18 protein-coding genes, 1 other RNA gene and 8 pseudogenes are annotated in these 25,285 nt (G+C 41.4%); 14 read left to right on the top strand and 13 right to left on the bottom strand.

The genetic code is table 11. The features are described 5' to 3' along the window. The first annotated feature begins 17 nt into the window (after positions 1–17). Both ACSLFW_RS18530 and ACSLFW_RS18535 read left to right on the top strand, forming a co-directional pair. Positions 18–251, top strand: coding sequence for a hypothetical protein (locus ACSLFW_RS18530; protein ID WP_436556988.1), 234 nt, complete (start codon positions 18–20; stop codon positions 249–251). Continuing rightward, positions 190–1,731, top strand: coding sequence for a T9SS type A sorting domain-containing protein (locus ACSLFW_RS18535; RefSeq protein ID WP_436556989.1), 1,542 nt, complete (start codon positions 190–192; stop codon positions 1,729–1,731). Before ACSLFW_RS18530 ends, ACSLFW_RS18535 begins: the two co-directional genes overlap by 62 nt. A gap of 208 nt (positions 1,732–1,939) precedes the next feature. On the opposite strand, the gene ssrA is transcribed toward ACSLFW_RS18535, so the two are convergent. Further along, positions 1,940–2,337: a transfer-messenger RNA gene (gene ssrA / locus ACSLFW_RS18540) on the bottom strand. Positions 2,338–2,779: 442 nt separating this feature from the next. Between ssrA and ACSLFW_RS18545 the strand changes: the two are divergent. The 6 genes and pseudogenes from ACSLFW_RS18545 (at position 2,780) to ACSLFW_RS18570 (ending at position 8,436) form a co-directional block, all read left to right on the top strand. Further along, positions 2,780–3,348: pseudogene (locus tag ACSLFW_RS18545) on the top strand (anthranilate synthase component II). Between the two features lie 238 nt (positions 3,349–3,586). Then, on the top strand, positions 3,587–3,757 hold the full coding sequence (locus tag ACSLFW_RS18550; protein ID WP_436556990.1) for a TetR/AcrR family transcriptional regulator: 171 nt from the start codon (positions 3,587–3,589) through the stop codon (positions 3,755–3,757). Beyond that, on the top strand, positions 3,709–4,206 hold the full coding sequence (locus tag ACSLFW_RS18555; protein ID WP_436556991.1) for a TetR/AcrR family transcriptional regulator: 498 nt from the start codon (positions 3,709–3,711) through the stop codon (positions 4,204–4,206). Before ACSLFW_RS18550 ends, ACSLFW_RS18555 begins: the two co-directional genes overlap by 49 nt. Continuing rightward, positions 4,196–5,536, top strand: a complete 1,341-nt coding sequence (locus ACSLFW_RS18560) for a TolC family protein (RefSeq protein WP_436556992.1) — start codon at positions 4,196–4,198, stop codon at positions 5,534–5,536. The genes ACSLFW_RS18555 and ACSLFW_RS18560 overlap by 11 nt, the downstream gene beginning before the upstream one ends. Positions 5,537–5,540: 4 nt before the next feature. Next, positions 5,541–6,610: pseudogene (locus ACSLFW_RS18565) on the top strand (HlyD family secretion protein). 240 nt (positions 6,611–6,850) lie between these two features. Beyond that, a pseudogene (locus tag ACSLFW_RS18570) lies at positions 6,851–8,436 on the top strand (MDR family MFS transporter). Between the two features lie 85 nt (positions 8,437–8,521). On the opposite strand, the gene ACSLFW_RS18575 reads toward ACSLFW_RS18570, so the two are convergent. The 10 genes from ACSLFW_RS18575 to ACSLFW_RS18620 all read right to left on the bottom strand — a co-directional run bounded on the left by ACSLFW_RS18575 (position 8,522) and on the right by ACSLFW_RS18620 (position 15,556). After that, positions 8,522–9,187: a DUF2490 domain-containing protein gene (locus tag ACSLFW_RS18575; RefSeq protein WP_436556993.1), complete on the bottom strand. Its 666-nt coding sequence runs from the start codon at positions 9,185–9,187 to the stop codon at positions 8,522–8,524. A 70-nt stretch (positions 9,188–9,257) separates the two neighbouring features. Beyond that, positions 9,258–10,064, bottom strand: coding sequence for an FAD-dependent oxidoreductase (locus ACSLFW_RS18580; RefSeq protein ID WP_436556994.1), 807 nt, complete (start codon positions 10,062–10,064; stop codon positions 9,258–9,260). 5 nt (positions 10,065–10,069) lie between these two features. Continuing rightward, positions 10,070–10,417 (bottom strand): FAD-dependent oxidoreductase, encoded by a 348-nt coding sequence (locus ACSLFW_RS18585; RefSeq protein WP_436556995.1) that lies wholly within the window; start codon positions 10,415–10,417, stop codon positions 10,070–10,072. A 98-nt stretch (positions 10,418–10,515) separates the two neighbouring features. Next, positions 10,516–10,731, bottom strand: coding sequence for a hypothetical protein (locus ACSLFW_RS18590; protein ID WP_436556996.1), 216 nt, complete (start codon positions 10,729–10,731; stop codon positions 10,516–10,518). A gap of 7 nt (positions 10,732–10,738) precedes the next feature. Then, a complete protein-coding gene (locus tag ACSLFW_RS18595; RefSeq protein WP_436556997.1) occupies positions 10,739–11,203 on the bottom strand; it encodes a hypothetical protein in 465 nt (154 codons plus the stop codon). A gap of 9 nt (positions 11,204–11,212) precedes the next feature. Further along, positions 11,213–12,034, bottom strand: coding sequence for a hypothetical protein (locus ACSLFW_RS18600; RefSeq protein WP_436556998.1), 822 nt, complete (start codon positions 12,032–12,034; stop codon positions 11,213–11,215). Beyond that, positions 12,034–12,792, bottom strand: coding sequence for a peroxide stress protein YaaA (gene yaaA / locus ACSLFW_RS18605; protein ID WP_436556999.1), 759 nt, complete (start codon positions 12,790–12,792; stop codon positions 12,034–12,036). Before yaaA ends, ACSLFW_RS18600 begins: the two co-directional genes overlap by 1 nt. Positions 12,793–12,849: 57 nt before the next feature. Next, complete coding sequence (locus ACSLFW_RS18610) at positions 12,850–13,197, bottom strand: hypothetical protein (protein WP_436557000.1); 348 nt, start codon at positions 13,195–13,197, stop codon at positions 12,850–12,852. A gap of 59 nt (positions 13,198–13,256) precedes the next feature. Further along, complete coding sequence (gene hutH, locus ACSLFW_RS18615) at positions 13,257–14,765, bottom strand: histidine ammonia-lyase (RefSeq protein WP_436557001.1); 1,509 nt, start codon at positions 14,763–14,765, stop codon at positions 13,257–13,259. Positions 14,766–14,887: 122 nt separating this feature from the next. Then, positions 14,888–15,556, bottom strand: a complete 669-nt coding sequence (locus ACSLFW_RS18620) for a DUF2461 domain-containing protein (protein ID WP_436557002.1) — start codon at positions 15,554–15,556, stop codon at positions 14,888–14,890. A 511-nt stretch (positions 15,557–16,067) separates the two neighbouring features. On the opposite strand from ACSLFW_RS18620, the pseudogene thrA reads away from it, so the two are divergent. The 3 pseudogenes from thrA to thrC all read left to right on the top strand — a co-directional run bounded on the left by thrA (position 16,068) and on the right by thrC (position 20,896). Then, a pseudogene (thrA, locus tag ACSLFW_RS18625) lies at positions 16,068–18,514 on the top strand (bifunctional aspartate kinase/homoserine dehydrogenase I). A gap of 98 nt (positions 18,515–18,612) precedes the next feature. Continuing rightward, positions 18,613–19,535 (top strand): annotated as a pseudogene (locus ACSLFW_RS18630) (homoserine kinase). Positions 19,536–19,611: 76 nt separating this feature from the next. Further along, positions 19,612–20,896 (top strand): annotated as a pseudogene (thrC, locus tag ACSLFW_RS18635) (threonine synthase). 104 nt (positions 20,897–21,000) lie between these two features. Here the strand turns inward: thrC and pyrF are convergent. Both pyrF and prfA read right to left on the bottom strand, forming a co-directional pair. Further along, positions 21,001–21,819, bottom strand: a complete 819-nt coding sequence (pyrF, locus tag ACSLFW_RS18640; RefSeq protein WP_436557003.1) for an orotidine-5'-phosphate decarboxylase — start codon at positions 21,817–21,819, stop codon at positions 21,001–21,003. A 114-nt stretch (positions 21,820–21,933) separates the two neighbouring features. Continuing rightward, positions 21,934–23,011 (bottom strand): annotated as a pseudogene (gene prfA, locus ACSLFW_RS18645) (peptide chain release factor 1). A gap of 65 nt (positions 23,012–23,076) precedes the next feature. Here prfA and ACSLFW_RS18650 point away from each other — a divergent pair. From ACSLFW_RS18650 to ACSLFW_RS18660, 3 genes and pseudogenes are all read left to right on the top strand, one after another. Then, positions 23,077–23,349 carry a hypothetical protein gene (locus ACSLFW_RS18650; protein WP_436557004.1) on the top strand — a complete coding sequence of 91 codons (273 nt, stop codon included), beginning with the start codon at positions 23,077–23,079 and terminating at the stop codon, positions 23,347–23,349. Between the two features lie 42 nt (positions 23,350–23,391). Then, entirely contained in the window at positions 23,392–23,928 is a 537-nt protein-coding gene (locus ACSLFW_RS18655; RefSeq protein ID WP_436557005.1) for an IS1096 element passenger TnpR family protein, read from the top strand. Positions 23,929–24,071: 143 nt separating this feature from the next. After that, positions 24,072–25,129, top strand: a pseudogene (locus ACSLFW_RS18660) (nucleoid-associated protein). Positions 25,130–25,285 lie beyond the last annotated feature (156 nt).

Below are 25,285 nucleotides of genomic sequence, written 5' to 3' on the forward strand. Positions count from 1 at the left end.
AATTAAAATCTACTATTATGAAAAAAATATTACTTTTTTTGGTAATAATCCTGTTGCCGGCCGCCGGATATGCTCAGGATTATTTTGTAAGCAACAATGGTACCGATGCTCCCGGTTATGGAACGTTAACCCAACCATTTGCTACGATTCAATATGCTTCTACAGTTGCGACTGCCGGAAGCAATGTAAATGTTATGGCCGGCACCTATTACTGGGCGAATCATCACCCAAACCAATTCAGGAACATCTGAAAGCAATCGTATCGTATTTAAAAAATATGGTTCGGGAACCGTATATATTGATGGCGGCGGCTTTGCTGCACAGGGTACCTCGATATGGTTGTTACGGAATATCAGCTATATAACCATTCAAGGATTTACTTTCCAGAATATTATTGGAAGCTTTGTAGTGGGTTTGCAGATAAGGCAAAATTCAAATTTTATTACGGTTGATGATTGCAAATTTACGGGCATCCATTTTTCTAATGATCCCTCTGCTGTCCCTGTAAGTGATAGTGATAATGCGAACCCGCTTTTGATCTATTCTGAATCAGCATCGCAACCTGATACAAATATCGTCTTCAGCAACAATGAAATATTCAATTGCAGAACGGGACGCGGAGAAGGGATGACCGTAACAGGAAACGTTGACGGGTTTATGTTCAGGGATAATTATCTCCACGATCTTCCTAACATCGGAATTGATGCTAAAGGGCATGGCAACGTTTGCAGCGACACCTTCCTTGACCAAGCCCGTAACGGATTCATAAGCCACAATACGCTCGTAGCCTGTTATAACCCTTCCGGTGCCAGTGGTGCAATTTATGTTGACGGTGGAAAAAACATCGTCGTTGAAAGAAATACCATGTATAACGGTTCTGTAGGGATAAGTGTTGGCTGTGAAAAGCCAGGTACTGCCAGTGAGATTAAGGTTCTAAATAATGTTGCCTATAATAATCTTTATGGTGGAATTTGGATAGGGGGCTCTGATCCCGGCAGGAAGGTGACCAATAGCTTGGTAAGCGGCAATACTTTATATCACAATGATACGATTGGAAATTGGGCAGGTGAATTAAATGTTCAATATTGTGATAACCTTACGGCTTATAATAACATCATGTACAGCAACAACATTCACAATATTATCTACAATGATCCAATAGGTGGCGGAACCGGGAATTTTTTAAATTACAATTTATTTTACAGTGATTCAGACGCTTTTCTATTCACAATCAATGGCGCTTCTTACTCAAGCCTGTCACTTTATCAAGCAGGTACGGGAAATGATAACAATTCCTATTTTTCTAATCCGATGTTTGTTAATGCAGAAAATCAGGATTTTCATTTGGCAACCACATCGCCCGCAAATAATCATGGTAACCCGGCATATGTTCCGATAGCAGGCGAATTAGACATCGATGGCAACGCAAGGATAGTCGGAACAATTGATTTAGGAGCGTATGAAAGTGCGCCGCTTGCTATTGAGCATATCACAAAAGACAGCATAAAGCTTTTTCCTGTACCAAGTAACGATTTTTTTTATATTGAGGGTGAAGCGTCAATAAAAGATGTAAAACTTTACAACGCAATTGGGCAGGAATTTGTATTAGACACTCAGGCAGATAATAGTATGATAAAATGTAATACAGCAAATTTACCAGATGGATTTTATTATGTATCTATAAAAACCCATAGTTCGTCGTTTACAAAAAAGATTGTTATAAAACACTGACAGTCTTTGAATTATTTATCAATGGTCTTCGAAAATCGGGACAATGGTGCGCTTCTTTTCTTCAATGCCTAAAAATTTGTTCTTGAAGATACCGGGATAAATTATACACTCAGTTTTAAGAAGAACACTTTCAATCCCATATGCTGTAAATCAAAAATGCCCGTAAATCCATAGATTTACGGGCATTTACTTTACTTTGATGTAAAGGTTGTGGAGTCGCCGGAAATCGAACCCGGTCCAAACAAGCAACTAAAAAACTTTCTACACGCTTATTTCCCGATTGGATTTTCGACACCATGTGTGGCCGGGAACAGCCGCATGACGCTTATCTTCTTAGTTGTCAGCATGGCGCCGAAGCTTCACCAAACCTAGGTCTATTTTTACGGTTCCCCCGAACAGAACGCCACAGACCAGGGCTTTCAGGGAGAATCCAGCTTCTCTACCTTGTAGAGACGTGGCTCATCGTACTATGATTCGGATTAAGCAGCTAAAGCGTAATTATTTTCGCCGTGTAAAAGTGTCGGGACATTTGAATTTACGAGAATACATCCCATTCTCGACGTGCTTATTGATCAATTCGACTTGCTGTCAAAACCAGTCGACCCCAAATTGGGATTGCAAAGATAATGTTTTTAGGTTTAGAAAAAAGAGTCAAGAGTCAAGAATCAAGATGTGGCGCAAAGATTAACAACTGTTACTCACTGAACACTGATTACTAACTACTGAACACTGATTACTGACTACTGATTTGGGCGTTCCCCTGCGGGTCGGGCTTTCGGCTCAATCTTTTTATTACGCCCGGAACTTTTCGTTGTCACCCTGAGCGCAGTCGAGGGCCTAATAAAAAGGATACCGCCTCTATCCCTAACGCAATCAAAAAAATCTTACAACTTATAATTAATACCTGACAGCCACTGGCTGTCCTCCTTTTAATTTCAAATCTAACGCGTACGTTCCACAACAACGTTTCTTGCAGCGAAGTGGTCTTGCATCTTTCAGCGAAGCGATCCTGCAGCGCAGCGGTCTAAAAAAACACTAACTTTGCTCCATGAAAAAAGTCCTCGTCATCGACAACTACGACAGCTTCACCTACAATCTCGTGCATTATCTCGAAGATTTAGATGCACAAGTCACCGTTTTCCGCAACGACGAATTCGATTTGGATGAAGTAAAACCATTCCACAAAATCCTGCTATCTCCCGGCCCTGGAATTCCTGACGAAGCCGGTTTATTAAAAGCCGTCATTCAAAAATTTGCTTCCACAAAAAGCATTTTAGGAATTTGTTTAGGACAACAGGCGATTGCAGAAGTCTTCGGCGGCAGCCTCAACAATCTCGAAAAAGTACACCACGGCATCGCTACAAAATTAATCGTAACCGCTAATTCCGAGCCTCTTTTCACAACCTCGAAAGCGAATTTGAGGTCGGCCGCTACCATTCCTGGGTTGTTTCAAAAGAAGATTTTCCTTCAGATTTATCAATCACTTCCATCGACGAAAATGGCGAAATCATGTCGTTACGCCATAAAAATTTCGATGTCTGCGCCGTGCAATTCCATCCTGAAAGTGTCCTAACTCCAAACGGAAAACAGATTTTAAGCAACTGGCTGCAATCTTAAAACTATCAGTTTAATTTTCAAGCTTCAATTTAATTACACAGATACAAAAATCTGGTAATTATGTAATTAAAGATTTCATATAGATAAAATCTATTCTGCTTTTGTAGTCTAATTTTGCGTTCAATATCGTTTTATCAACGAAAACGGTATATGTTAACATTACGTTAAATAAGAAATTAAACAAACGTTTGAATTAAACAAACGTTTAATTTTGTATCCGATTTCTAAATCAAAGAAAATGGTTGAGTTAAACGAAAAACAAATCCGCATTCTGCAGGTAGCCGAAAAGCTGTTTGCCGAAAAAGGATTTGACGGCACTTCAATCCGGAATATCTCAAAGAGGCGAAAATCAACATCGCGATGGTGTCGTATTATTTCGGCTCAAAAGAACGAATGCTCGAATCGCTGATTTATTTCCGAATCTCCGATTTGAAAATGCAGCTCGAAAATATCGTCCGCCAGGAAGTCACACCGCTCGAAAAAATAAACATGCTGATTGATTTGTACATGAAACGCATCCAGAAAAACCGCTGCATGTATAAAATCCTGCATTTCGAATTGTCATCAAAAATGACCATCGACATCAAAGCTTTCACAGAAGTCAAAAAAGACAATCTGGAATCCTTACGCAAAATCATCACCGAAGGCCAGCAAAAAGGCGATTTCGTTAAAGATATCAACGTCGAATTGATTCCGCCCACCATCATGGGCACTTTTTTCCACGTCGATATGAACCGTCCCTTTTACGAAGAACTTTTCGGCTGGAAAACACAAGAAGATTTTGACAATTACACCAATAACGAACTCTCCCGACACATTAAAAAAACCATTAAAGCACTTTTATTATATGAAAGTTAGTCAGTACCTGCTCATTGCGGTCTTCCTCTTCGGAATTTCGGCAAACGCACAGCAAAAAACCAATTTATCACTCAAAGACGCCGTTTCGATGGCGCTCACCAACAGCAACCAGGTGGGTTTGGCAACGTCGAAAGTCGCGACCAAAAACTATGAGCTGCAGACTGTAAAAGACAACCGCTATCCGGATGCCAAGATTTCTGGGCAGTATTTGCGCCTTACTAACGCGAATGTGAAACTCAAATCGAGCCAGGAAGCAGAAACTGATCCGGATGCAGAGCCGACATCATCACCGAAAGTCAATGCGCTTGCCATTGGTCAGGCTAATGTTTCGATGCCAATTTTTTCGGGCTTCAAATTAAAGAACAGCATCATTGCGTCAGACAATCTTTATAAAGCAGAAATCGCCAACGCCGCATACACCAACGAAGAAATTGCAATGCGTGTCATTGAATATTACGCTGAAATGTATAAAGCGCAAAAGTCTGTCGAATTGCTCAGGGAAAGCCTTAAAAGCAGCCAACAGCGCGTTACAGATTTTACAGCTTTGGAAAAAAATGGCGTAATTGCCCGCAATGATTTATTGAAATCGCAATTGCAATTGTCAAAAGTGCAATTGTCATTAGATGAAGCCGAAAAGAATTTGCGAATTATCAATTATAATTTGGTGACTTTACTCAAATTGCCGGCAGGAACCTTCGTTGAAGTCAATCCCGATAATATCGAATCAGATTTATTTTCGAAAAAAGTCAATTCAGAATCGGAAGCGCTTCAAAACAGAAAAGATTTAGAAGCCGTAAGGTTACAAGGCCTTGCAAGTGAAGCCAACATCAAAGTCGCCAAAAGCGGTTATTTTCCCGCATTATCTTTAACCGGCGGTTACGCTGCGATTTATCTGCAAAATGTCGTTACGGTTACGAATGCTGTGAATTTTGGAGTCGGCGTTTCGTACAATTTGAGTTCGATCTTCAAAACCGGAAAAGAAGTAAAAGCCGCTAAAAGCCGCGCCGAAGAAGTGAAACAACAACAGGCAATTTTAACCGACAATATTAAATCTGAAATCGTTGCAGCGCAGGAAAATTACGATTTATCCATCAAACAAAATAAAGTTTACAACGAAGCTGTTACGCAGGCCGACGAAAATTACCGCATCGTCAAAGACAAATATGACAATGGTCTTTCAGACACCAACGATTTGCTCGAAGCTGATGTTGAGGATTTATCTGCCAGAATCAATGTCGCTTACGCCAAAGCCAATATGGTGCTCAAATTCTACGAATTGCTCGAAGCCACCGGAAACCTGACACAATCTTTCAATCTTTCAAACAAATAATCCCATGGAAAAGAAAAAAACCAACAAGAAATTCATACTCATTTTCGCAGTCCTTATTATTTTAGGAGGTTCTTACGGCGGATACAAATATGTGCATTCATTGGCGCACGAAACAACCGATGACGCGCAAATCGAGAAGAACATGAACCCGATCATTCCCCGCGTTTCAGGTTACATCACTAAAGTTTACGTGAAAGACAACGCAATGGTCAAACAAGGCGATACGCTTTTCACAATAGACAACAAAGATTATCTCGTAAAAGTAGAAGAAGCAAAAGCCAACCTTGCCGCCGCTGAGGGCAGTTACGCCGCTTCAAAAGCAGATATTGGAAGTTCGCAGGCAAATGTTTCAGTTTCCAAGCCAACATCGAATCGGCAAGCGGAAACATTGAAACCGCGAGGATTCGTCTCAAAAGGGCTTCTGACGATTACGACCGCTACAACAACCTTTACAAAAACCACTCGATTACCAAACAGCAATTCGAGCAGGCCGAAGCTGCGAAACTCGAAGCGCAAAGCCAGTTGAAAATCTTACAAGACCAACAGAAAGCGACTTCTTACCAAAAAACAGTTGCCGCTTCACGCACCAATGTCACCAGCAAACAAGCTGATGTTGCCGCTGCCAATATCAAAAAAGCACAGGCTTTGCTCGACGCCGCACAGCTCAATTTGTCTTACACTTATGTAGTCGCTTCGGTTGACGGGCAGGTTTCAAAAATCAGCATACAGCCTGGGCAATTCTTACAACAAGGGCAATCGTTGTTTTACATCATCAATGACGCCGAAGTTTGGGTAATCGCCAATTTCAAGGAAACGCAACTTAACAAAATGGTCATCGGCCAAAAAGCTACCGTTCACGTAGATGCTTATCCTGACACCGATTTTGAAGGTGAAATCACCTCGTTTTCTCCGGCAACGGGTGCGCGTTTCTCGATTTTACCTCCGGATAATGCTACAGGAAATTTTGTAAAAACGATTCAGCGTCTGCCTGTGAAAATCAGCCTTACGAACAACGATAAAGTCAAAAACCTGCGTCCGGGAATGAATGTTGATGTAGATGTGCATATCAAATAAAGTTCAATATCAATGTCAAGATTCAATGTCAATAAAAAGGTTCATTAAATTGATTTTTGAAATTGATATTGAAATTGATTTTTTCAGAAGCTATTCCGGCTGTCCGCTACTATCTTTCCTCTCGTTAAAGAAACGAGAGAAAAGGATAACCGCTTCCATCCGGGCTAAGCAGAATCACTGTTGAAACGACAAAATCGCGACAACTTTAAACCTTAAACTTCAAACCCTTAAACCATTAAAATGGCCGCAACAGTCCAGGCAGAAGATTTAGTAGAATACGGCTTCAGGCGCGTGATCATTACGATTACTGCCGTAATGTGCGCCTTGCTCGAAATCGTCGATACGACCATCGTCAATGTCGCCTTAACCAATATGCGAGGCAGCCTCGGCGCAACTTTAACCGATGTCGCGTGGGTCATCACCGCTTATGCGATTGCGAACGTAATTGTAATCCCGATGACCAGTTGGTTATCACAACAATTTGGAAGGCGAAATTACTTCGCAGTATCTATCGTAATATTTACCGTTTCGTCATTTTTGTGCGGAAACGCCACCAATATCTGGGAACTTGTCGCATTTAGATTCGTCCAGGGATTGGGTGGAGGTGCCTTGCTTGTAACCGCACAAACCATCATCACCGAAAGTTATCCGGCCGCAAAGCGCGGTATGGCGCAGGCAATCTACGGAATGGGTGTTATCGTCGGGCCAACATTACGGCCGCCGTTGGGCGGTTATCTTGTTGATCACTTTTCGTGGCCTTATATATTTTATATCAACATTCCATTGGGAATTATCGCGACAATCCTGACCATCAGTTTTGTAAAAAGTCCGAAATACGGTGAAAAACTCAAAGCCAATCAGGTCGACTGGTGGGGCATGTTTTTCCTCGCAGCGTTTATCGGCTCATTGCAATTCGTACTCGAGCACGGCCAGCAGGACGATTGGTTTAACGACAGTACGATTGTCATCCTCAGTCTCGTTTTTGTATTCGGATTGATTGCCTTTATCTGGCGCGAACTCACTTATGCACATCCGATTGTCAACCTCAGCGTTTTAAAAGACGGTAATTTAAGGGTCGGGACGTTTATGTGTTTCATACTCGGATTTGGGTTATATGGTTCAACTTTAATCATTCCGATTTATACACAGCAAATTTTGGGTTGGACAGCTACAGACGCTGGTTTATTGCTTATTCCTCGTTCGCTGACGACCGCTTTTATGATGCCTATCATCGGTAATCTGATACAAAAAGGCGTACCGCAACCGTATATGGTGGCAATTGGTTTTGTGATTTTTTTCGTCTTCACTTTTTGGATGCACAATATCATTACGCCGACACAGGAACCGAGCATTTCTTCTGGCCTTTAATCATGCGTGGGATGGGACTCGGATTACTTTTCGTACCCATCACAACCATGGCATTATCCACGCTAAAAGGCAAAAACATCGGCGAAGGTGCCGCATTTACCGGAATGATGCGTCAATTAGGCGGATCATTCGGAATCGCTATCATCACAACTTTCATCACAAGATTTACGCAAATGCACCGCGTTGACCTCGTAGCGCACCTTGATGGCAGCAGACCAGAAGTACAACAGCGAATTGCGATGCTTCAAAAAAGCTTTCAATCAAAAGGAAGCAGTATCAATGAAGCGCTAAATAAAGCCGACGGTGTTCTGGATTTTTCGGTAATGAAACAAGCTACCGTAATGTCTTATATGGATATATTTATGTACCTCGGTGTGATGTTTCTCTGTTGTATCCCAATCATTTTATTTGTAAAAAGAGGGAAAAATAAAGTAGATCCGAACGAAGCAATGCATTAAAAATTCCAAATAACAAAAATCAAATCCCAAATCCCAACTGATTATGCATCAATTGGAATTTGGGATTTTTTATTTTGAAATTCCCTTAAAACGGCAGGTTATTAAACAACATTACCTGAAATTGACCGCGGCTTTTTCCCGGTAAAAACTGTCGCATATAACCCGCCTCTACCCTGACAAATTTATTGAAACAATAACCCAATCCGCCAAAAACGCGGTTGCGGTCATAATGATTTTCTTTTGTATTGATGAAGATTTCATTGGTTGCCGAGGCATAAATCGTGTGTTTATCCATCACTTTTTTATTCAACGGCACGTTCACCGACAGGAAATAACGCAAACGCATCTTATAGTCATCACCGATAAAACGCTGTTCAAAACGATAGCGGTGCAGGATATTCACGCGCCCGAATTGCTGCTTTGTGATGAACTGCTCAAAAATCCTGTGTTCGTTTGTATTGCCTTTTTCTCCGGCGGCATTGTACGGTTCTGAATGTACATACGCATAACCAACCAATGCATTATTGTTGTTTTCTGTAATATCATAACCAATTCCGGTGCGCACCATAAACTGTTCTAAATCACCAACAAAGTTGTAATTACGGTACTGCACTTCGTTATGGAAATTCCATTTTTTATGGAATTTCTGGTTGCCGAAATACGTAAACCACATTCCGGTATCAGCATCTTGTGCAGTTGCGGAAAAAAAAGTCAATACAATAAGGCTGGTAATGATTGCGCGGAAGTTCATTCGGTTTATTTTTCTCAAAGAATATTTCTGTGGCAAAGATATTCTTTTTAGAGAAATACTGTTTAGAATATCAATGCGCCGTAAAGAATTCCATCATCGTTGATAGCGCATCTTTACTATGCATCTTTTCGCCGTTTTCTAATGATTCTTTCATCGCAACAGCTGCTCTGTTTCGCATCTTAATTTCATAATCGGCGATAGCTTCCTGCAAAGTTTCAAATTTATCCGAAGTCAGGTTTTCGCTTAATTCCAATGCATCCAACATTGCCATATTCGCGCCTTCGCCTGCAAATGGCGGCATTACATGTGCAGCATCGCCAATGATGGTTAAATTCGGTAAGGCTTCCCAGTTTTGGTCTAAAGGCATGCAATAAATCGGTCTCGGAATGAACGGCGCTTCTGCATTTTCGAATAATTCATACCAAACTTTATCCCATTCGGGGTATTTTTGTTGGAACCAATCCAATACTTGTTTTGTATCAGAAAAATCAATTCCGCTGTTTTTAGCCCAGCTTTCTTCTGTTTTGAAACTGGCATAAAACCCTAAATTCCCATCGCCTTTTTGTCCAAGCAACACATTTTTAGTATTCCCGAAAGCCATGATTTTCCCGCCATTGGTCAACGCATGGATGAATGGTGCATTTGCTTCCGAATCATGCACATTGCCTTCAAGCATCGTTATGCCGGAATAAAATGGTTTGATATCGGTGAGATAAGGGCGGATTTTAGAATTGGCGCCATCCGAACCAATCACGATATCCGCATAAACGGAATTGCCGTTTTTGAAATGCAGCAGCCACCCTTCATCGTATTTTTCCATCGCAATAAAATGGCTGTTCCAGATTACGGTTTCAGGTTGTAGCGATTCGAGCAACATATTTCTTAACGAACGCGGTCAATCTCGGGGCGAAAATGGGCGTGACCGAATTCTTCTTCGGGTTTAGTGTCGTGGTCGCTGAAAAAGACTTTCGCATTTTCGTCGGCGATAATCATCCTGTCAGCGCCGGGACGATACGTTTTTTTAAATTCTTCGAGCAAATCTGCCTTGATAATAGCCGCCATTCCCGAATCGTCGTGCATATCGAGTGGCGAACCCTGCACTCGTGCAAATTGGTCAAAATCCCGTTCATATACTTTTACATTGGCGCCTTTGAGCTGTAAAAGTCTTGCCAGTGTTAGTCCGCCCGGACCACCACCAACGATTGCAATTGTTTTATCTGTAACTAACATATCCTGAAAATTAATATTTACAGGACAAAATTATTGCCGCTTCAGGACTGATAATAGTACAAATCGGTCGTTTTTGTTTTTGGATAGTTCTTTCGGCGCTACTCCCGAAAATTTCCTGATCTCTTTGATAAAATGATTCTGGTCTGTGAAATTAAGTTCCGGAAAAAGCTTCCCCGCGCGATATGCGCCAATGACGCGCGAAACCTCAGGATATTGCAATACGATTTTAGCGAAAGTCCGAATTGCTGGCTGAAGTAGCGATTCATCTGCCTGCTGCTCCAGCCGACGCGTTCTGAAAGTGCAGTAACGCTCATTTCGCCGTTAGATTCGTAAATTAATTTGAAGAGTTTTCGTTTTTCTTTCATCGATTGCGGTTGGTAAAAGTGATGTTATTTTTTGCGCCGCTTTCGCGGAAAAAGTTTCGAAATCAGTAAAATCTTGTTCGTTGAAACCCCAGAAATCATCAGGAAGAATTTTCGCAGTATTAATAATGCCTGCGATGGAATTTTTAAGAATATATTCAACAGCCAACGGTCTGAAACTGATTGTAAATGCTGTAGTTTTCGGCGGAACGCTTCTTTGTTCGGGAAAAGTTTCAAGTCCGATTAAAATTACCTGCCAAGGTTCCTGACCGACCTTCCAGAAAAACAAATCGATGCGGCCGTCAGGCACAATGACGATTTCCTTCGCTTCATCCGACGAATTTTGAAACATGCCGATGCTTTCTGTAAAATCGGCGATTTCATTTTCGGGTGTGATAAATTTAAACTGGAAATCGTCATTCATTTTTATCTGTCAATAGGCGTTAACAGCGGCAATAATCGCTTCGTTGATGTTGGCGTAAAGTTGGGCCGAAAGACTTTCGTATAACGCATCATCTTCTTCATTGCTGAAACCAATGTCATTCCACGAACCCATTCCTCCGAAAACCCAGGCTGTTCCGGCCGCGAACAAAAGCTGTTGTGAAAGCAGCGGATAATTTTGCAAAGGCACGAAATCGTCGTGATAATAATTTTCTTCCGGTTTATCACTACTTAAAACCAGTTTTGCTCTTTCGAATAAATCGGCCCAATTTTTTAATTGATGTGCATTGGCAAATGCAGCGATTTCAGTAAGCGTATCATTAAATTTTTCTTTAACTGAAAGATTTTCAGGTTGCAAATTGATGGTTTCGGCCTTCTCGAAAATCATGCCGTAATTGACAGTCCAAATTTTATTTTCGGGCGAATCGCGGGTAGTAACTTCCCAACGGTTGGCCCAGAAATTGGAATAGGTTTCGTAAACCGCTTCAATCAGCCAGGTGCCGCCACCTCCTACCATTCCTGCAAGTTTGTGGTCTGTGGCAATTTTTTCATCTTTAGAATATTCAAAAAACAAACGCAGGTGCTTACAGCCATTGTGTTTTAAAAATTCAAACCATTTTGCGGGATTGCTGACCAGGATTTCCTCTTGCGGTTTTGACCAGAAAAATTTCTTCCTGAAAACCCTGAAATCAACTGAGTTGCAGAATTGAAAAACAGAATTTTCAAAACCCAATTTTGCAGCGTTGTCACCATTTTTCAGATAATCATTTCCGTAAGTCGTCAATGCGACCAACTGTGCTAATATGCCGGTCATTATCGTGTAAATATCAGGTGATTTCCTTTCGACAGATTGGCGTCGAACTGATAACCTTCATAATTAAAACCTTTCAAATCGTCGACGGTTTTCGCATCTGTATCAGCGATGTAGCGTACCATCATGCCGCGTGCTTTCTTGGCAAAGAAACTGATGACTTTCAATTTTCCGTCTTTATAATCCTTAAATTCTGGTGTGATTACGGGAACTTTCAGCTTTTTTTCATCAACAGCGTCGAAATATTCCTTGCTTGCAAGGTTGATGAATAATTCGCCTTTTTTGAGTTCTTTATTGAGTGCGTCCGTCAAGGTTTTTTTCCAGTATTTGTATAGGTTTTCGTGGTCGCCAACGGGTAATTTTGTTCCCATTTCAAGGCGATACGGCTGGATTAAGTCGAGTGGTTTCAATAAACCATACAATCCGGATAAAATGCGAAGTTCGTTTTGCAACTTGTCAATTTTTGCCTGCGGAATCGAATAAGCATCCAACCCGAGGTAAACATCGCCATTGAATGCATAAATGGCAGGCCGCGCGTTGTCAGGCTTGAAAGGCGTCTTCCATTTTTTATTGCGTTTCCAGTTGAGTTCGGCGAGATTATCTGAAATATCCATCAGTGCTGAAAGCTCTTTCGGCGATTTTTTTTTCACGACGGCATTTACTTCGCGGCTTTGCTTCATGAAAGCGCTTTTCGTGAATTTTTCGGTCGGCAACGGAGATTCGAAATCGAGGGATTTTGCAGGAGAAAGGACAATTTTCATTTTCTTAATTTGAATACTTCCAAAATTACAAAATCCCTGCAGATAATTTACGCTGAATTAAGCTTTCCAAAAAGTAATGATGAGCCCGCCTGAAACGATTAAAGCGCCGCCGACAAGAATTGGCAAAGTAGGAAGCGTATGAAAAGTAAAATAATTTACAATTTGCCAAACAATAAACAGTGTGGCGATGTAGAGACCGACAACCTGGCCAAATTCGACTGGCGCTAAATTCAGGAAAAATCCATAGCCAAACAAAAGTACCGCACCAACGACAGCCAACGCAATTCGTGCTGTGCCGACGTGATTATAAATCGACATCCTAATCAACGCATCGCCCAAAACTTCTAAGGTTGTGGCGATTATCAGGAAAAATATGGGGTGAAAGTTCAGGAATGATTTAAGCATGGCGTAAAATTTTAAGTGACTGCAAAAATACGCTTTTCATACCATTCTATTCCCAGCCTTTAGTTAAAAAGTTCCTCTTCAATTTGGAAACTCCTCAAAAATGCAATTGTATTTTCAATATCATAATGCAAAATCCTGTCTTCTTTCACCAAAGGAACATCTTCGCGGTACGCTTTCAGGAATGCCTCGATAAATTCACTCGATTGCAACGGTTCACGGAAATGTACAGCCTGAGACGCATTCATCAATTCAATCGCAAGAATCCTTTCCAGATTATCAATCACTCGCAAGGCTTTCGTTGCGGCGTTTGCGCCCATACTCACGTGGTCTTCCTGCCCGTTCGAGGAAACAATGCTGTCTACACTCGCCGGCGTCGACAATTGCTTGTTCTGGCTGGCAATGCTTGCTGCGGTATATTGCGGAATCATGAAACCGGAATTTAATCCGGGGTTTTCAACCAGAAATGCAGGCAATCCCCGCAATCCCGAAATCAATTGATAAGTTCTCCTTTCGGAAATACTGCCCAATTCCGACAGCGCCATTGCGATGAAATCGAGTGCTAAAGCCAATGGCTGCCCGTGGAAATTTCCGCCTGAAATGATCTGGTCGGTGTCGATGAAAATATTCGGGTTATCAGTGACAGAATTGATTTCCGTCTTAAAAACTTTCTTCACATAATCGATGGCATCTTTTGAAGCGCCGTGAACCTGCGGAATGCAGCGGAATGAATACGGATCCTGTACGTGTTGTTTTTTCTGCGTAATGATTTCACTTCCTTCGAGGAAATCGGAAACGCGTTTTGCCGTTACGACCTGTCCTTTGTGCGGGCGGATGTAGTGGATCAATTCATTGAATGGCTCAATTCTGCCATCAAAACCTTCGAGGGAAATGGTTCCGATTAAATCTGCAAGATACGAATATTTACAGGCTTTTATCAAGACATAAGTCCCGTAAGCGCTCATGAATTGCGTGCCGTTGAGCAACGCCAGACCTTCTTTGGATTGCATTACAATCGGCTGCCAGTTGAATTTTTCGAGAATTTCTTTGGAATGGAATTTCTTTCCTTCAAAATACACTTCACCTTCACCTAAAAGCGGCAACGACAAATGTGCTAAGGGCGCCAGATCGCCTGAAGCACCGAGTGAACCCTGCTCATAGATTACCGGTAAAATATCATTGTTATAAAAATCAACCAGGCGTTCAACGGTGAGTAATTGCACGCCAGAATTCCCGTAACTCAGCGATTGAATTTTAAGCAGCAGCATTATTTTCACGATGTCCTGCGGTACTTCTTCGCCGGTGCCGCAAGCATGCGATTTGACGAGATTTTCCTGCAGCTGCGATAAATTTTCGTTGGAGATTTTAATGTTGTATAACGAGCCAAATCCGGTATTGATGCCGTAAATCGGCTCGTTGTGCGATGTCATTTTATTGTCGAGGTAATCACGGCATTTCTGGATATTAACTTTTGCTTCTTCTGAAAGTTCCAGTTTTTTCTGGTGCACGATGATTTCGCGAAGATTGTCTAAAGTAAGGATATCAGAACTGATGTAATGCGTATTGTCCATGTTGGTTTGATTGATGCGGCAAAATTCCGCAATCGATTGCTAAAAAGCAAGGGTTGTTGATAAGATTAAAGAAGTCGGCAGGTTGCAGACAGCAGATTTCAGTTACTGCCGTCTGAAATCTGCTATCTGCCATCTTCATATAACACTTCACTCATATAATCAAAAAACGGGCGCATATTCCGCAATGCCTCATCCGCTTTTTCAAGAAAATCATCACTCAAAACTTCTTCATCCGAAAATCTTCTTACGAGGCGAAATTGCTTGAAGCGCAACAGTTCAATCGCAGGATCATTGGCATCAAATCCTTTCGGGGTAGTTTTTAACTGTTCACCTTCGAGTTTTTTGAAGGTTTTTATAAATGAAGGATGATTGAGGATTTCCTGTAATTCCGACGGATCGAAGCTGATTGCCTTTCGAATTCGCGTAATATCAGCCGTATTGGGTGCCTGAAATCCGCCGACAATATAACTGTTGCCTGATTCCAAATGAAAATAATAACCACCGCGCCGTTGCGAAGTCGCCCTTGTAAAACTACCGCTCCAGTAATTTTTAAATGGTGTTTTGTCATGCGAAAATCTTATGTCGCGGTAAATCCGGTAAACGCTTTTCTTGCCCGAAGGCGTTTCAATCACGTCATGAAGATTGAGTTTAGCGAGCAATTTGTCAGCAAAATTGATGATAATATCCTGTTGCACTAAAAACCTCGCTTTGTTTTCGTTGAACCAATCGCGGTCGTTGTTTTGCTTTAATTCGTTTAAAAACGAAAATATAGAGGTTGGAAGTTGTGACATTTTCGATTATTATGGTAAATGTAAAATTCGGTTATTTGACTTTGTAAAGCAAAATTTAATACACAATTTTAATCTTCTAAGCCCCCTCGACTGCGCTCGGGGTGACAACCTAATTTACATCAACAAATAACTTGACAGCACAATCTGTCACCCCGAGCGCAGTCGAGGGGCGTCGTAAAACCAAATCCGCTGAAGATATTTTATTAAAACCTATTTTTATAACAAAAAAATCAATTATCCCAAACGAATAACATCCAATCAACAGATATCCGTAAAAATTTCACAAAAGCTTTTATTTTTTATAAAAAAATGTACTTTTGAAAAATCTTATGCAACAGCACAACGCGACATACAGGTATTTTTTCACAACCGCTTCTTCGGCGGTGACTGCTGTTGGCACCACAACAACTACTACAACCCCTTTGGGGTAAAATTTTCACATATAATCCAGATTTTATTGTTTTCGCAGGAAAGCAAAATTCCCGAGTAAATACATTACATACAAAACATCATGAAAATTCTCAAATTTGGCGGTACTTCAGTAGCCAACGCACAAAATATTAAGCTTGTCATCGACATTGTAAAAAATAAAGTCGCCGATTCACAAATGGTAGTCGTCGTTTCAGCCTTCAGCGGTGTCACCGATTTGCTGGTTCTGGCGGCACAAAAAGCTTCAGAAAAAGATGAAACGTACAAAGACATTATTGCCGAAATCGAATCCAAGCACCTGACTGCCATCAAAGAACTGATTCCGGTAAACGATCAAAGCGCCATTTTAAGCCACATCAAACGCATCATCAACCATTTGGAAACGTTGCTCGACGGCTGTTTTCTTTTGGGTGAATTGTCGAGCCGCACTTCTGATACGATTCTGGGTTTTGGTGAAATGCTTTCGTCCTATATCATTGCCGAGGCTTTCAAACAGCAATTACCGGGTTGCGAATACAAAGACAGCCGCGAACTGATCAAAACCAACAGCCATTTCGGAAAGGCAGTTGTGAATTTTCACCTGACGGATGCGTTGATCACGGAATTTTTCAGCATTGACAATTCGCCTGTGGTTATTATTCCGGGTTTCATCGCATCATCGACTGATGGCAACAATACAACTTTAGGCCGCGGCGGATCTGATTATACGGCGGCGATTGTCGCAGCGGCACTGGATGCGACCGAACTTGAAATCTGACCGATGTCAACGGAATGTTCACCGCCAATCCGAAATTGGTAAAGCAGGCACAGCCGATTGAAACGATTTCGTATCAGGAAGCAATGGAATTGTCGCATTTTGGAGCAAAAGTGTTGTATCCACCGACGATTCAGCCGGTTTTGAGCAAAAATATTCCGATTTTAATTAAGAATACTTTTGAACCTGATGCGCCGGGAACTTATATTTCCAACGAAAATCTGTCGCATGTAAATCCGATTAAAGGTATCAGCCACATTGACAAAATTGCGTTACTGACGCTCGAAGGCTCCGGAATGATTGGTGTTTCAGGTTCGTCAAAAAGATTGTTTGAGGTGTTGTCGAATGAAAACATCAACGTGATTTTTATTACACAAGCCTCTTCTGAACACTCCATTTGCATCGGAATCCTGAATGCCGACGCTGACAAAGCCAAATCATCCATCGACAAAGCTTTTGAATTGGAAATTTCCCAAAATAAAATCGATCCGTGTATCGTTGAAAAAAATCTCTGTATTGTAGCACTTGTTGGCGAAAATATGAAGAACCATCAAGGTTTGAGCGGTAAAATGTTCAGTACACTTGGAAAAAATAACGTCAATATTCGTGCGATTGCGCAAGGCGCTTCCGAAAGGAATATTTCTGTTGTCATCAATGAAAATGATGTAAAAAAAGCGCTCAATACTTTGCATGAAAGGTTCTTCGAAGACAATGTAAAGCAACTCAACCTGTTTGTCATGGGCGTTGGAAATGTCGGCGAAAAATTCATGGAGCAGATCCACCAGCAGAAAAAATACCTTAAGGACAATTTAAAAATCAATTTGCGTGTAATTGCCGTTTCAAATTCCAGGAAAATGCATTTTGACGAAGATGGAATTCCGCTTAAAGACTGGCAGGAATTGCTGTCAAACGGCGAAACTGCCGATAAAGATGCATTCATCGCAAAAGTAAAAGAACTCAATTTGCGCAACAGTATTTTCGTGGATATTACCGCGAATGAAGAAGTTTCCAAAACCTATGATAAATATTTAAAGGAAAACATCGCAGTCGTGACCTGCAACAAAATCGCCTGCGCTTCTGAATACAGTAATTACAGAAGCCTGAAGGATTTGTCGCGAAAATACAACGCACCATTCTTATTCGAAACCAACGTTGGCGCAGGATTACCTATTATTGACACTTTAAAGCATTTGATTGCTTCCGGAGATAAAATCCATAAGATACAGGCTGTTTTATCAGGAAGTTTGAATTTCATCTTTAATAATTTCAATGAAAACAGTACTTTTTATGATGTTGTAAAAGAAGCCGGAGTGCAGGGTTTCACCGAACCGGATCCGAGAATCGATCTGAGCGGAATGGATGTCGCCCGTAAAATCCTGATTCTAATACGCGAAAGCGGTTACAGAATGGATATCGACGAAATCGAAAACATCTCCTTTATGCCTCAAAAATCAGCAGAAGCAGACACCGTTCCGGATTTCTTTGAAACCTTAAAAACCGAAGCTGTCCATTTTGAAAACCTGTATAAAGAAGCCGTCGCGAAAGACAGCCGCCTTAAATATGTAGCGCAATTCGAGAATGGAAAAGCCAATGTCGGCCTGCAATTCATCCCGAAAGACCATCCGTTTTACAACCTCGAAGGAAAAGACAATATCGTGTTGTTTTATACCGATCGTTACGTTGACCAGCCATTGATTATTAAAGGTGCGGGCGCGGGTGCTGCGGTTACGGCTTCCGGAATTTTTGCGGACGTAATTCGTATCGGTAATGTTTAATTGTCGGCCTAAATCATGCCACAAAAGCGCAAAGACGCGAAGACACAAAGTTTAAAAACCTTAGGTACTTTGTGTCTTCGCGGCAAAAACTGATTATTATGAACGAAGTAAAATTATTCTGCCCGGCCACAATCGCCAATCTCTCTTGCGGATTCGACGTTCTCGGATTATGCCTCGACAATGTTGGCGATGAGATGATCGTACGCAAAACTGCTGAAAAAGGCATCCGAATTAAAAAAATCATCGGGGCAGATTTGCCTCTGGAAACCGAAAAGAATGTTTCCGGAGTAGCAGCTTTGGCAATGCTCGCAGAAATCGAAACAGAATTCGGCTTTGAAATCGAAATCCATAAAAAAATAAAAGCCGGAAGCGGTATCGGAAGTTCCGCAGCAAGTTCTGCCGGAGTGGTTTTCGGAATCAATGCGCTTTTGGGAAATCCGTTTACAAATGCTGAATTGGTAAAATTCGCGATGCAAGGCGAAAAACTCGCGAGCGGAAGTGCCCATGCCGACAATGTCGCTCCTGCCCTTTTGGCGGATTTACATTGGTTCGTAGTTATAATCCTTTAGACATCATCAAGATTAAAAGTCCGGTTGAAATGTATGCGACCGTCATCCATCCACAAATTGAATTGCGCACTTCAGACGCACGTTCGGTATTGAAGCAAAATGTTTCGCTCAAAAGCGCCATTGCACAATGGGGCAATGTCGGCGGATTAATCGCGGGATTGTATACGAACGATTACGAATTGATTGGACGTTCTTTGCACGACGAAATTGTTGAGCCGATTCGCGGTGTCCTGATTCCGGGATTTGATGCGATGAAAGCAACTGCAATGGAAAAAGGTGCCTTGGGCAGTGGAATTTCAGGTTCCTGTCCGTCGATTTTCGCCTTGAGTAAAGGAAAAGAGACGGCAGGAAAAGTAGCGAAAGCGATGTGCGCCATTTATGATGAAATGCAGTTGCCTTATGAAATTCATGTTTCGAGAGTGAGTGATGAAGGCGTGAAGATAATTGATTAAAATATAACACAAATTGCACGAATTTTCACAAATTCAATCTGTGAAAATTTGTGCAATTCGTGTTCAATAAAAAAATATGAAGTACTATAGTTTAAATCACAATGCACCGGAAGTTTCGTTTCAGGAAGCGGTAATTCAAGGATTGGCGCCAGATAAAGGACTATATTTTCCGGAAAACATCACTCCGCTTGGCGGAAAGTTTTTTGAGAATATCGAAAATCTTTCCAATGAAGAAATTGCGTTTGAAGCAATCAGGCAATTTGTCGGTGCCGAAATTCCGGAAACGGTTTTAAAACAGATCATTGCAGAAACTTTGTGTTTTGATTTTCCTTTGGAAGAAGTAGAAGAAAACATTTATTCGCTCGAATTATTTCACTGGACCTACAATGGCATTCAAAGATGTTGGCGCACGATTCATGGCACGATGTATTGCTTACTTCAATCGTGAAAATGCAGGTGCAAAAAATACCGTTTTAGTCGCGACTTCCGGAGATACGGGAGGTGCGGTCGCAAGCGGATTTTTAGGCGTCGATGGCGTTGATGTCGTGATTTTATATCCGTCGGGTAAAGTGAGCGACATCCAGGAACGGCAACTGACGACTTTAGGACAGAACGTTACTGCGCTCGAGGTAGATGGCGTTTTTGACGATTGCCAGGACATGGTAAAGAAAGCTTTTCTGGATGACGAACTTTCGCATAAAAACCTGACATCGGCGAATTCAATCAACATTGCGCGTTTTTTGCCGCAGATGTTTTATTTCTTCTTCGCTTACAAGCAATTGAAAAAATACAAAAAACCGCTTGTGGTTTCTTGCCCGAGTGGAAATTTCGGAAACATCTGCGCCGGTATCATGGCGAAAAGATTGGGCTTGCCGATTGCTCATTTTGTCGCTGCTACTAATGCAAACGACACGGTTCCCAGATTTCTTGAAAATGGAAATTACGACCCGAAACCATCAAAAGCTACGATCTCAAATGCGATGGATGTAGGAAATCCGAGTAACTTTATCAGGATTCAGGAATTGTACCACAACGACTTGAAGGAATTTGAAAAGGATTTTTCGTCTTACACTTTTTCGGATGAAGCAACGAAGGAAGCAATGAAATCCATTTATAAAAACAATGGTTACATCGCCGAACCGCACGGTGCCGTTGGTTATTTGGGATTGAAAAAGGAATTGAAGGAAAACCAGATTGGTATATTCCTGGAAACTGCGCATCCGATAAAATTTCTTGATATTGTTGAACCGGTTTTGGATGTTTCCTTGCCAATTCCGCAACAGATTGAAAGTGTTTTGGGAAAGGAAAAGAAAAGCGTGAAGATTTGTTCTTATGATGAATTGAAAGCATTTTTGTTGTAGAAGAAAGAAACAAGACCGCTGCGCTGCAAGAATCAAGATTTTTCAGTTTGCGAAAAATCTTGCAGCGAAGCGGTCTTGATTCTTGCAGCGCAGCAATCTTTCTTCTAATACTTCGCCAATAAAGTTTTCATCTCCTCCTGAACCTTAAATGCTTCCTCTCGCGCCTTTTCAGCGAAATCTGATCCTGAAGAAGCATAAATGATGGCACGTGCAGAATTTACGAGCAATCCTACATTGTCATTTAATCCATATTGACAGACATCGGCTAAACTTCCGCCTTGTGCGCCGATTCCGGGAACGAGCAGGAAACTATCAGGAACGATTTTCCGGATTTCCTTAAAATATTCTGCTTTTGTAGCGCCAACGACATACATCAGGTTTTTGGAATTCTTCCAGGATTTTGAAGTTTCGAGGACTTTTTTGTACAATTCTTCTCCGTCAACTTTTAAAGTCTGAAAATCGAAAGCGCCTTCGTTGGAAGTCAGCGCCAGCATGATCGTATGCTTGTCTTCAAACGCTAAAAACGGTTCAACAGAATCTTTACCCATGTAAGGCGCAACTGTAATACTGTCGAAATTCAGATCTTCAAAGAAGGCTTTCGCATACATCGAAGAAGTATTGCCGATATCGCCGCGTTTGGCATCGGCAATCGTAAAAATTTCGGGATAATTTTCGTTAAGGTAATTGATGGTTTTTTGAAGCGACTGCCAGCCTTTTAGTCCGTAAGCTTCGTAAAAGGCAATATTTGGTTTGTATGCAACGGTGACATAATGTGTGGCGTCGATGATGCTTTTATTGAATTCGAAAATCGGGTCTTCGGTGTCGGATAGTACTTTTGGGAGTTTGGTCAAATCCGGGTCTAGGCCTATGCAGAGAAAGGATTTTTTGATGCGGATTTGTTTGATGAGCTGGTCGGTAGTCATTTTTTAGATGAAAGAAGAAAGAGTCAAGAATCAAGAAATTTGGTTTCCCGATAAAATACTGCTTTCATATTTATATTTCTGTCCTGATTCTTGTGTCTTGATTCTTTTTTCTTTTTAAAAAACTTCACTAGCTTCTTTCAATTTTTCCATGTTGTTGACAAGTTGCAACTCATCAACCAACTTCTGGATTTTGCCATTCATCACGCCATCCATATCGAAAACGTCCATGCCGATGCGGTGGTCGGTAACGCGGCCTTGAGCGTAATTGTAGGTGCGGATTTTTGCAGAACGGTCACCTGAACTTACCTGAGAAGAGCGCTTTTTAGCATCTTCCTCTTGTTTTTTGGCGAGTTCCTGCTCGTATAAACGGGAACGCAAAACCGTGAACGCCTTGTCTTTGTTCTTGTGCTGTGACTTCTCGTCCTGGCATTGCGCCACCAATCCGGTTGGGATGTGGGTCAAACGAACTGCAGATTTTGTAGTATTTACGGATTGCCCGCCAGGCCCTGATGAACAGAAAAAGTCGATGCGCACATCGTTCATATCAATCTGCACGTCGAATTCTTCAGCTTCTGGCAAAACCATTACCGTCGCTGCGGATGTGTGTACACGGCCCTTGGGTTTCGGTTTGCGGAACGCGTTGTACGCGGTGAACGCCGGCTTCGAATTTCAGTGTTCCGTAAACATCTTCTCCGGTTACTTCGAAAATGATCTCCTTGAATCCGCCTGATGTGCCTTCGTTCATGTCGACTACTGAAGTTCTCCAGCCGCGGCCTTCACAATATTTGGTGTACATCCTGAACAAATCGCCTGCAAAGATACTGGCTTCGTCGCCACCGGTTCCGGCGCGGATCTCGACCATGACATTCTTGGCGTCTTCGGCGTCTTTCGGGATCAGCATGAACTTGATTTCTTCTTCTAATTCAGGCAATCTTTCTTTGGCTTCGTCGAGTTGCATTTTGGCCATTTCGACCATTTCGGCGTCGCTGCCGTCGGTTATGATTTCGTTGGCTTCGTCGATGTTCGCCATTAAGGTAACGTATTCATCGCGTTTTTCGGCCAGCGCTTTAAGGTCTTTGTATTCTTTGTTCAACTGCACATAGCGCTTCTGGTCGGCGATGACATCGGGCTGGATGATCAGGTCGGAGATTTCGTCGAAACGCTGTTTTACGATTTGAAGTCTGTCTAACATTTTATCTTTTCCTTTATTTTGGAGTGCAAATTTACGGAAATTAGTCGAAAGTAAAAAGTCCAAAGTTGAAAGTCGGAAACCAAAATTTTCTTGTGAAAACAGATGCCCTAGCCCGGATAGGAGCAAGTAGCTTTTTTGGCCGGGGTTCGGCCGAAAAACTACTGCGGATAGCCGGATCAGCTTCTGAAAAAATAAAAAGATTGTTTTACTTTGCGTCTTTGCGCCTTTTGCGAGATTATTTTCACGCAAAGGCGCAAAGACGAAAGCTTGCCCCAAAATCTATGAATCAATGGCCATCTTCATTCGAAATTGTTGATTACTTTTTGCACCGAAACTGAATTTAAATTTTACCTTTGCCCTCTCAATAAAAAACTACGATTATGGTTTACAAATTCAGGGTAATTCTCGATACTGAAGATGATGTTTTTCGGGATATTGCCATTATGGAAGACGATACGCTGGAGGATTTGCACAACGCGATCGTGAATGCTTTTGGTTTTGACGGACTCGAAATTGCTTCATTTTATACGTGTGATGACCAATGGAATCAGGATGAGGAGATTTCGCTTTTTGACACGGGCGATGTGCCGGGCGAGCAGAAAATCATGAGCGATTATCAGTTGGATGAAATTTTGAGCGATAACCAGACAAAAATCATTTATGTTTATGATTTCCTGAACATGTGGACTTTCCTTGTCGAACTTGCTGCGATTGAAGCAATTGAGGTTGGCGAAACGTATCCTTCGTTGTTATTTTCTCATGGTGAAATGCCGATGAATGCGCCGGAGAAAGATTTTAGTGATTCAGTCACTTCGGATTTTGATTATGATGAGGATGATTATGACGAAGACGATTTGGATATGCTTGACGGCGGAGAGAATTTTGAGGATTTTGGCTTCGAAGAAAACTGGAATTAGTTAAGAGAAAAGAGCCAAGAGTCAAGAACCAAGAGAAAAACAACTATATAAATCTAACAAAAATATTAAGGAAATAAGAAGGGTGACGTCAATACTTTTAAGTCTTGGCTCTTGACTCTTGCTTCTTTCATCTAAAAAAAAAAATGATCAACCTTTACAATACCCACATCGAGTCTTTATCGATTCACAGAGTTGGAAACAAATCCCGCAACGAAGCCATCTTTTTATCAGAAAACACTTTTTCGTTGAATGACGAAATCATGCCTTTGATCAAAGAATATTTTTTCAAGCCATTCAGAGATAAAGAGGAAAATTATTTCCAATTCGCCCACGAAGTCGATCTGGATTATAACGACATGTTCAAATTTGCGACGGAAATTTTTGAAAATCCGGCAAATGTGCATGATGTCTCTAAAAAGATTACCAAACATTTATTCGAGCAGTCGAATCACCCGCATATTAAGAACGGGGAAGTTTATGTGACGTATTTGACGAATATCAGTATTGACAATAATGTCGTTGATGCGATCGGGATTTTCAAGAGCGAATTGCAGACGGATTTTCTTCAGTTTGAGGAAAAAGGAACCGCGCTTGAAATGATTCTGCAACAAGGCATCAACCTGAATAAACTCGACAAAGGCTGCCTGATTTTCAATTACAAAAAAGAAGAAGGCTATAAAATCCTGACCGTTGACAGCAACCGTTATGACGCAAGATATTGGTTAGAGCATTTCCTTTCTGTTGATGCGTTTCAGGATGAAAATTTCATTACAAAAAAATACCTTAAATTCTGCCAGGAATTCGCCAAAGATGTAGTACTTCCGGCTGAAGACAAGAAGAAGAAGTGATGTTCATGAACCGTTCAGTGAATTATTTTGCCAAAAATGACCAGTTTGAAGAGACGAATTTTTTAAATGAGGTTTTGGACAATCCTGATTTGATTCCGGAATTCAAGAATTATAAAGTGGATAAAGGCGAGAAATTTTCGATTGAAGATGTGACGACTTTCCCAATTGCAAATGCTGCGGTCTCTGATGCGAGAAAGAAAATCAAGAACGTGATCAATCTCGATACGAATATCCAGATCAAACTCGATTTCATCAACCCTGAAAGTGCTGAAAAATATGTAGAAAAAGGCTGGGACGAAGAAAAACAGATGTATTATTACCTTGTTTATTTCAATAAAGAACAGAAAGTTTAATAGACAAAGCAATTCGGACGCAACCTTTCCATAAAAAAATCATCTAATAATAAACTTGGTTGGTTTTATTTGGTTAATTGTCCATAATTTGTTTTGTTTTAAATTCGGAAAATGCGTTTCGTCACTCAGATGGAACGCATTTTTTTTGCAATAGAT

This window comes from Flavobacterium sp. 3HN19-14, from assembly GCF_051373205.1.
Classification (GTDB): Bacteria; Bacteroidota; Bacteroidia; order Flavobacteriales; family Flavobacteriaceae; genus Flavobacterium.

What these genes read in the sequence shown, in the direction of transcription:
- ACSLFW_RS18610 (WP_436557000.1), bottom strand. Translation starts at nt 13,197, where the DNA reads ATGCTTAAATCATTCCTGAACTTTCACCCCATATTTTTCCTGATAATC.
- ACSLFW_RS18620 (WP_436557002.1), bottom strand. Translation starts at nt 15,556, where the DNA reads ATGTCACAACTTCCAACCTCTATATTTTCGTTTTTAAACGAATTAAAG.
- ACSLFW_RS18600 (WP_436556998.1), bottom strand. Translation starts at nt 12,034, where the DNA reads ATGACCGGCATATTAGCACAGTTGGTCGCATTGACGACTTACGGAAAT.
- ACSLFW_RS18530 (WP_436556988.1), top strand. Translation starts at nt 18, where the DNA reads ATGAAAAAAATATTACTTTTTTTGGTAATAATCCTGTTGCCGGCCGCC.
- ACSLFW_RS18560 (WP_436556992.1), top strand. Translation starts at nt 4,196, where the DNA reads ATGAAAGTTAGTCAGTACCTGCTCATTGCGGTCTTCCTCTTCGGAATT.
- ACSLFW_RS18585 (WP_436556995.1), bottom strand. Translation starts at nt 10,417, where the DNA reads ATGTTAGTTACAGATAAAACAATTGCAATCGTTGGTGGTGGTCCGGGC.
- yaaA (WP_436556999.1), bottom strand. Translation starts at nt 12,792, where the DNA reads ATGAAAATTGTCCTTTCTCCTGCAAAATCCCTCGATTTCGAATCTCCG.
- pyrF (WP_436557003.1), bottom strand. Translation starts at nt 21,819, where the DNA reads ATGACTACCGACCAGCTCATCAAACAAATCCGCATCAAAAAATCCTTT.
- ACSLFW_RS18580 (WP_436556994.1), bottom strand. Translation starts at nt 10,064, where the DNA reads ATGTTGCTCGAATCGCTACAACCTGAAACCGTAATCTGGAACAGCCAT.
- ACSLFW_RS18550 (WP_436556990.1), top strand. Translation starts at nt 3,587, where the DNA reads ATGGTTGAGTTAAACGAAAAACAAATCCGCATTCTGCAGGTAGCCGAA.
- ACSLFW_RS18575 (WP_436556993.1), bottom strand. Translation starts at nt 9,187, where the DNA reads ATGAACTTCCGCGCAATCATTACCAGCCTTATTGTATTGACTTTTTTT.
- ACSLFW_RS18535 (WP_436556989.1), top strand. Translation starts at nt 190, where the DNA reads ATGTTATGGCCGGCACCTATTACTGGGCGAATCATCACCCAAACCAAT.
- ACSLFW_RS18595 (WP_436556997.1), bottom strand. Translation starts at nt 11,203, where the DNA reads ATGAATGACGATTTCCAGTTTAAATTTATCACACCCGAAAATGAAATC.
- ACSLFW_RS18590 (WP_436556996.1), bottom strand. Translation starts at nt 10,731, where the DNA reads ATGAGCGTTACTGCACTTTCAGAACGCGTCGGCTGGAGCAGCAGGCAG.
- ACSLFW_RS18655 (WP_436557005.1), top strand. Translation starts at nt 23,392, where the DNA reads ATGGTTTACAAATTCAGGGTAATTCTCGATACTGAAGATGATGTTTTT.
- hutH (WP_436557001.1), bottom strand. Translation starts at nt 14,765, where the DNA reads ATGGACAATACGCATTACATCAGTTCTGATATCCTTACTTTAGACAAT.
- ACSLFW_RS18555 (WP_436556991.1), top strand. Translation starts at nt 3,709, where the DNA reads ATGGTGTCGTATTATTTCGGCTCAAAAGAACGAATGCTCGAATCGCTG.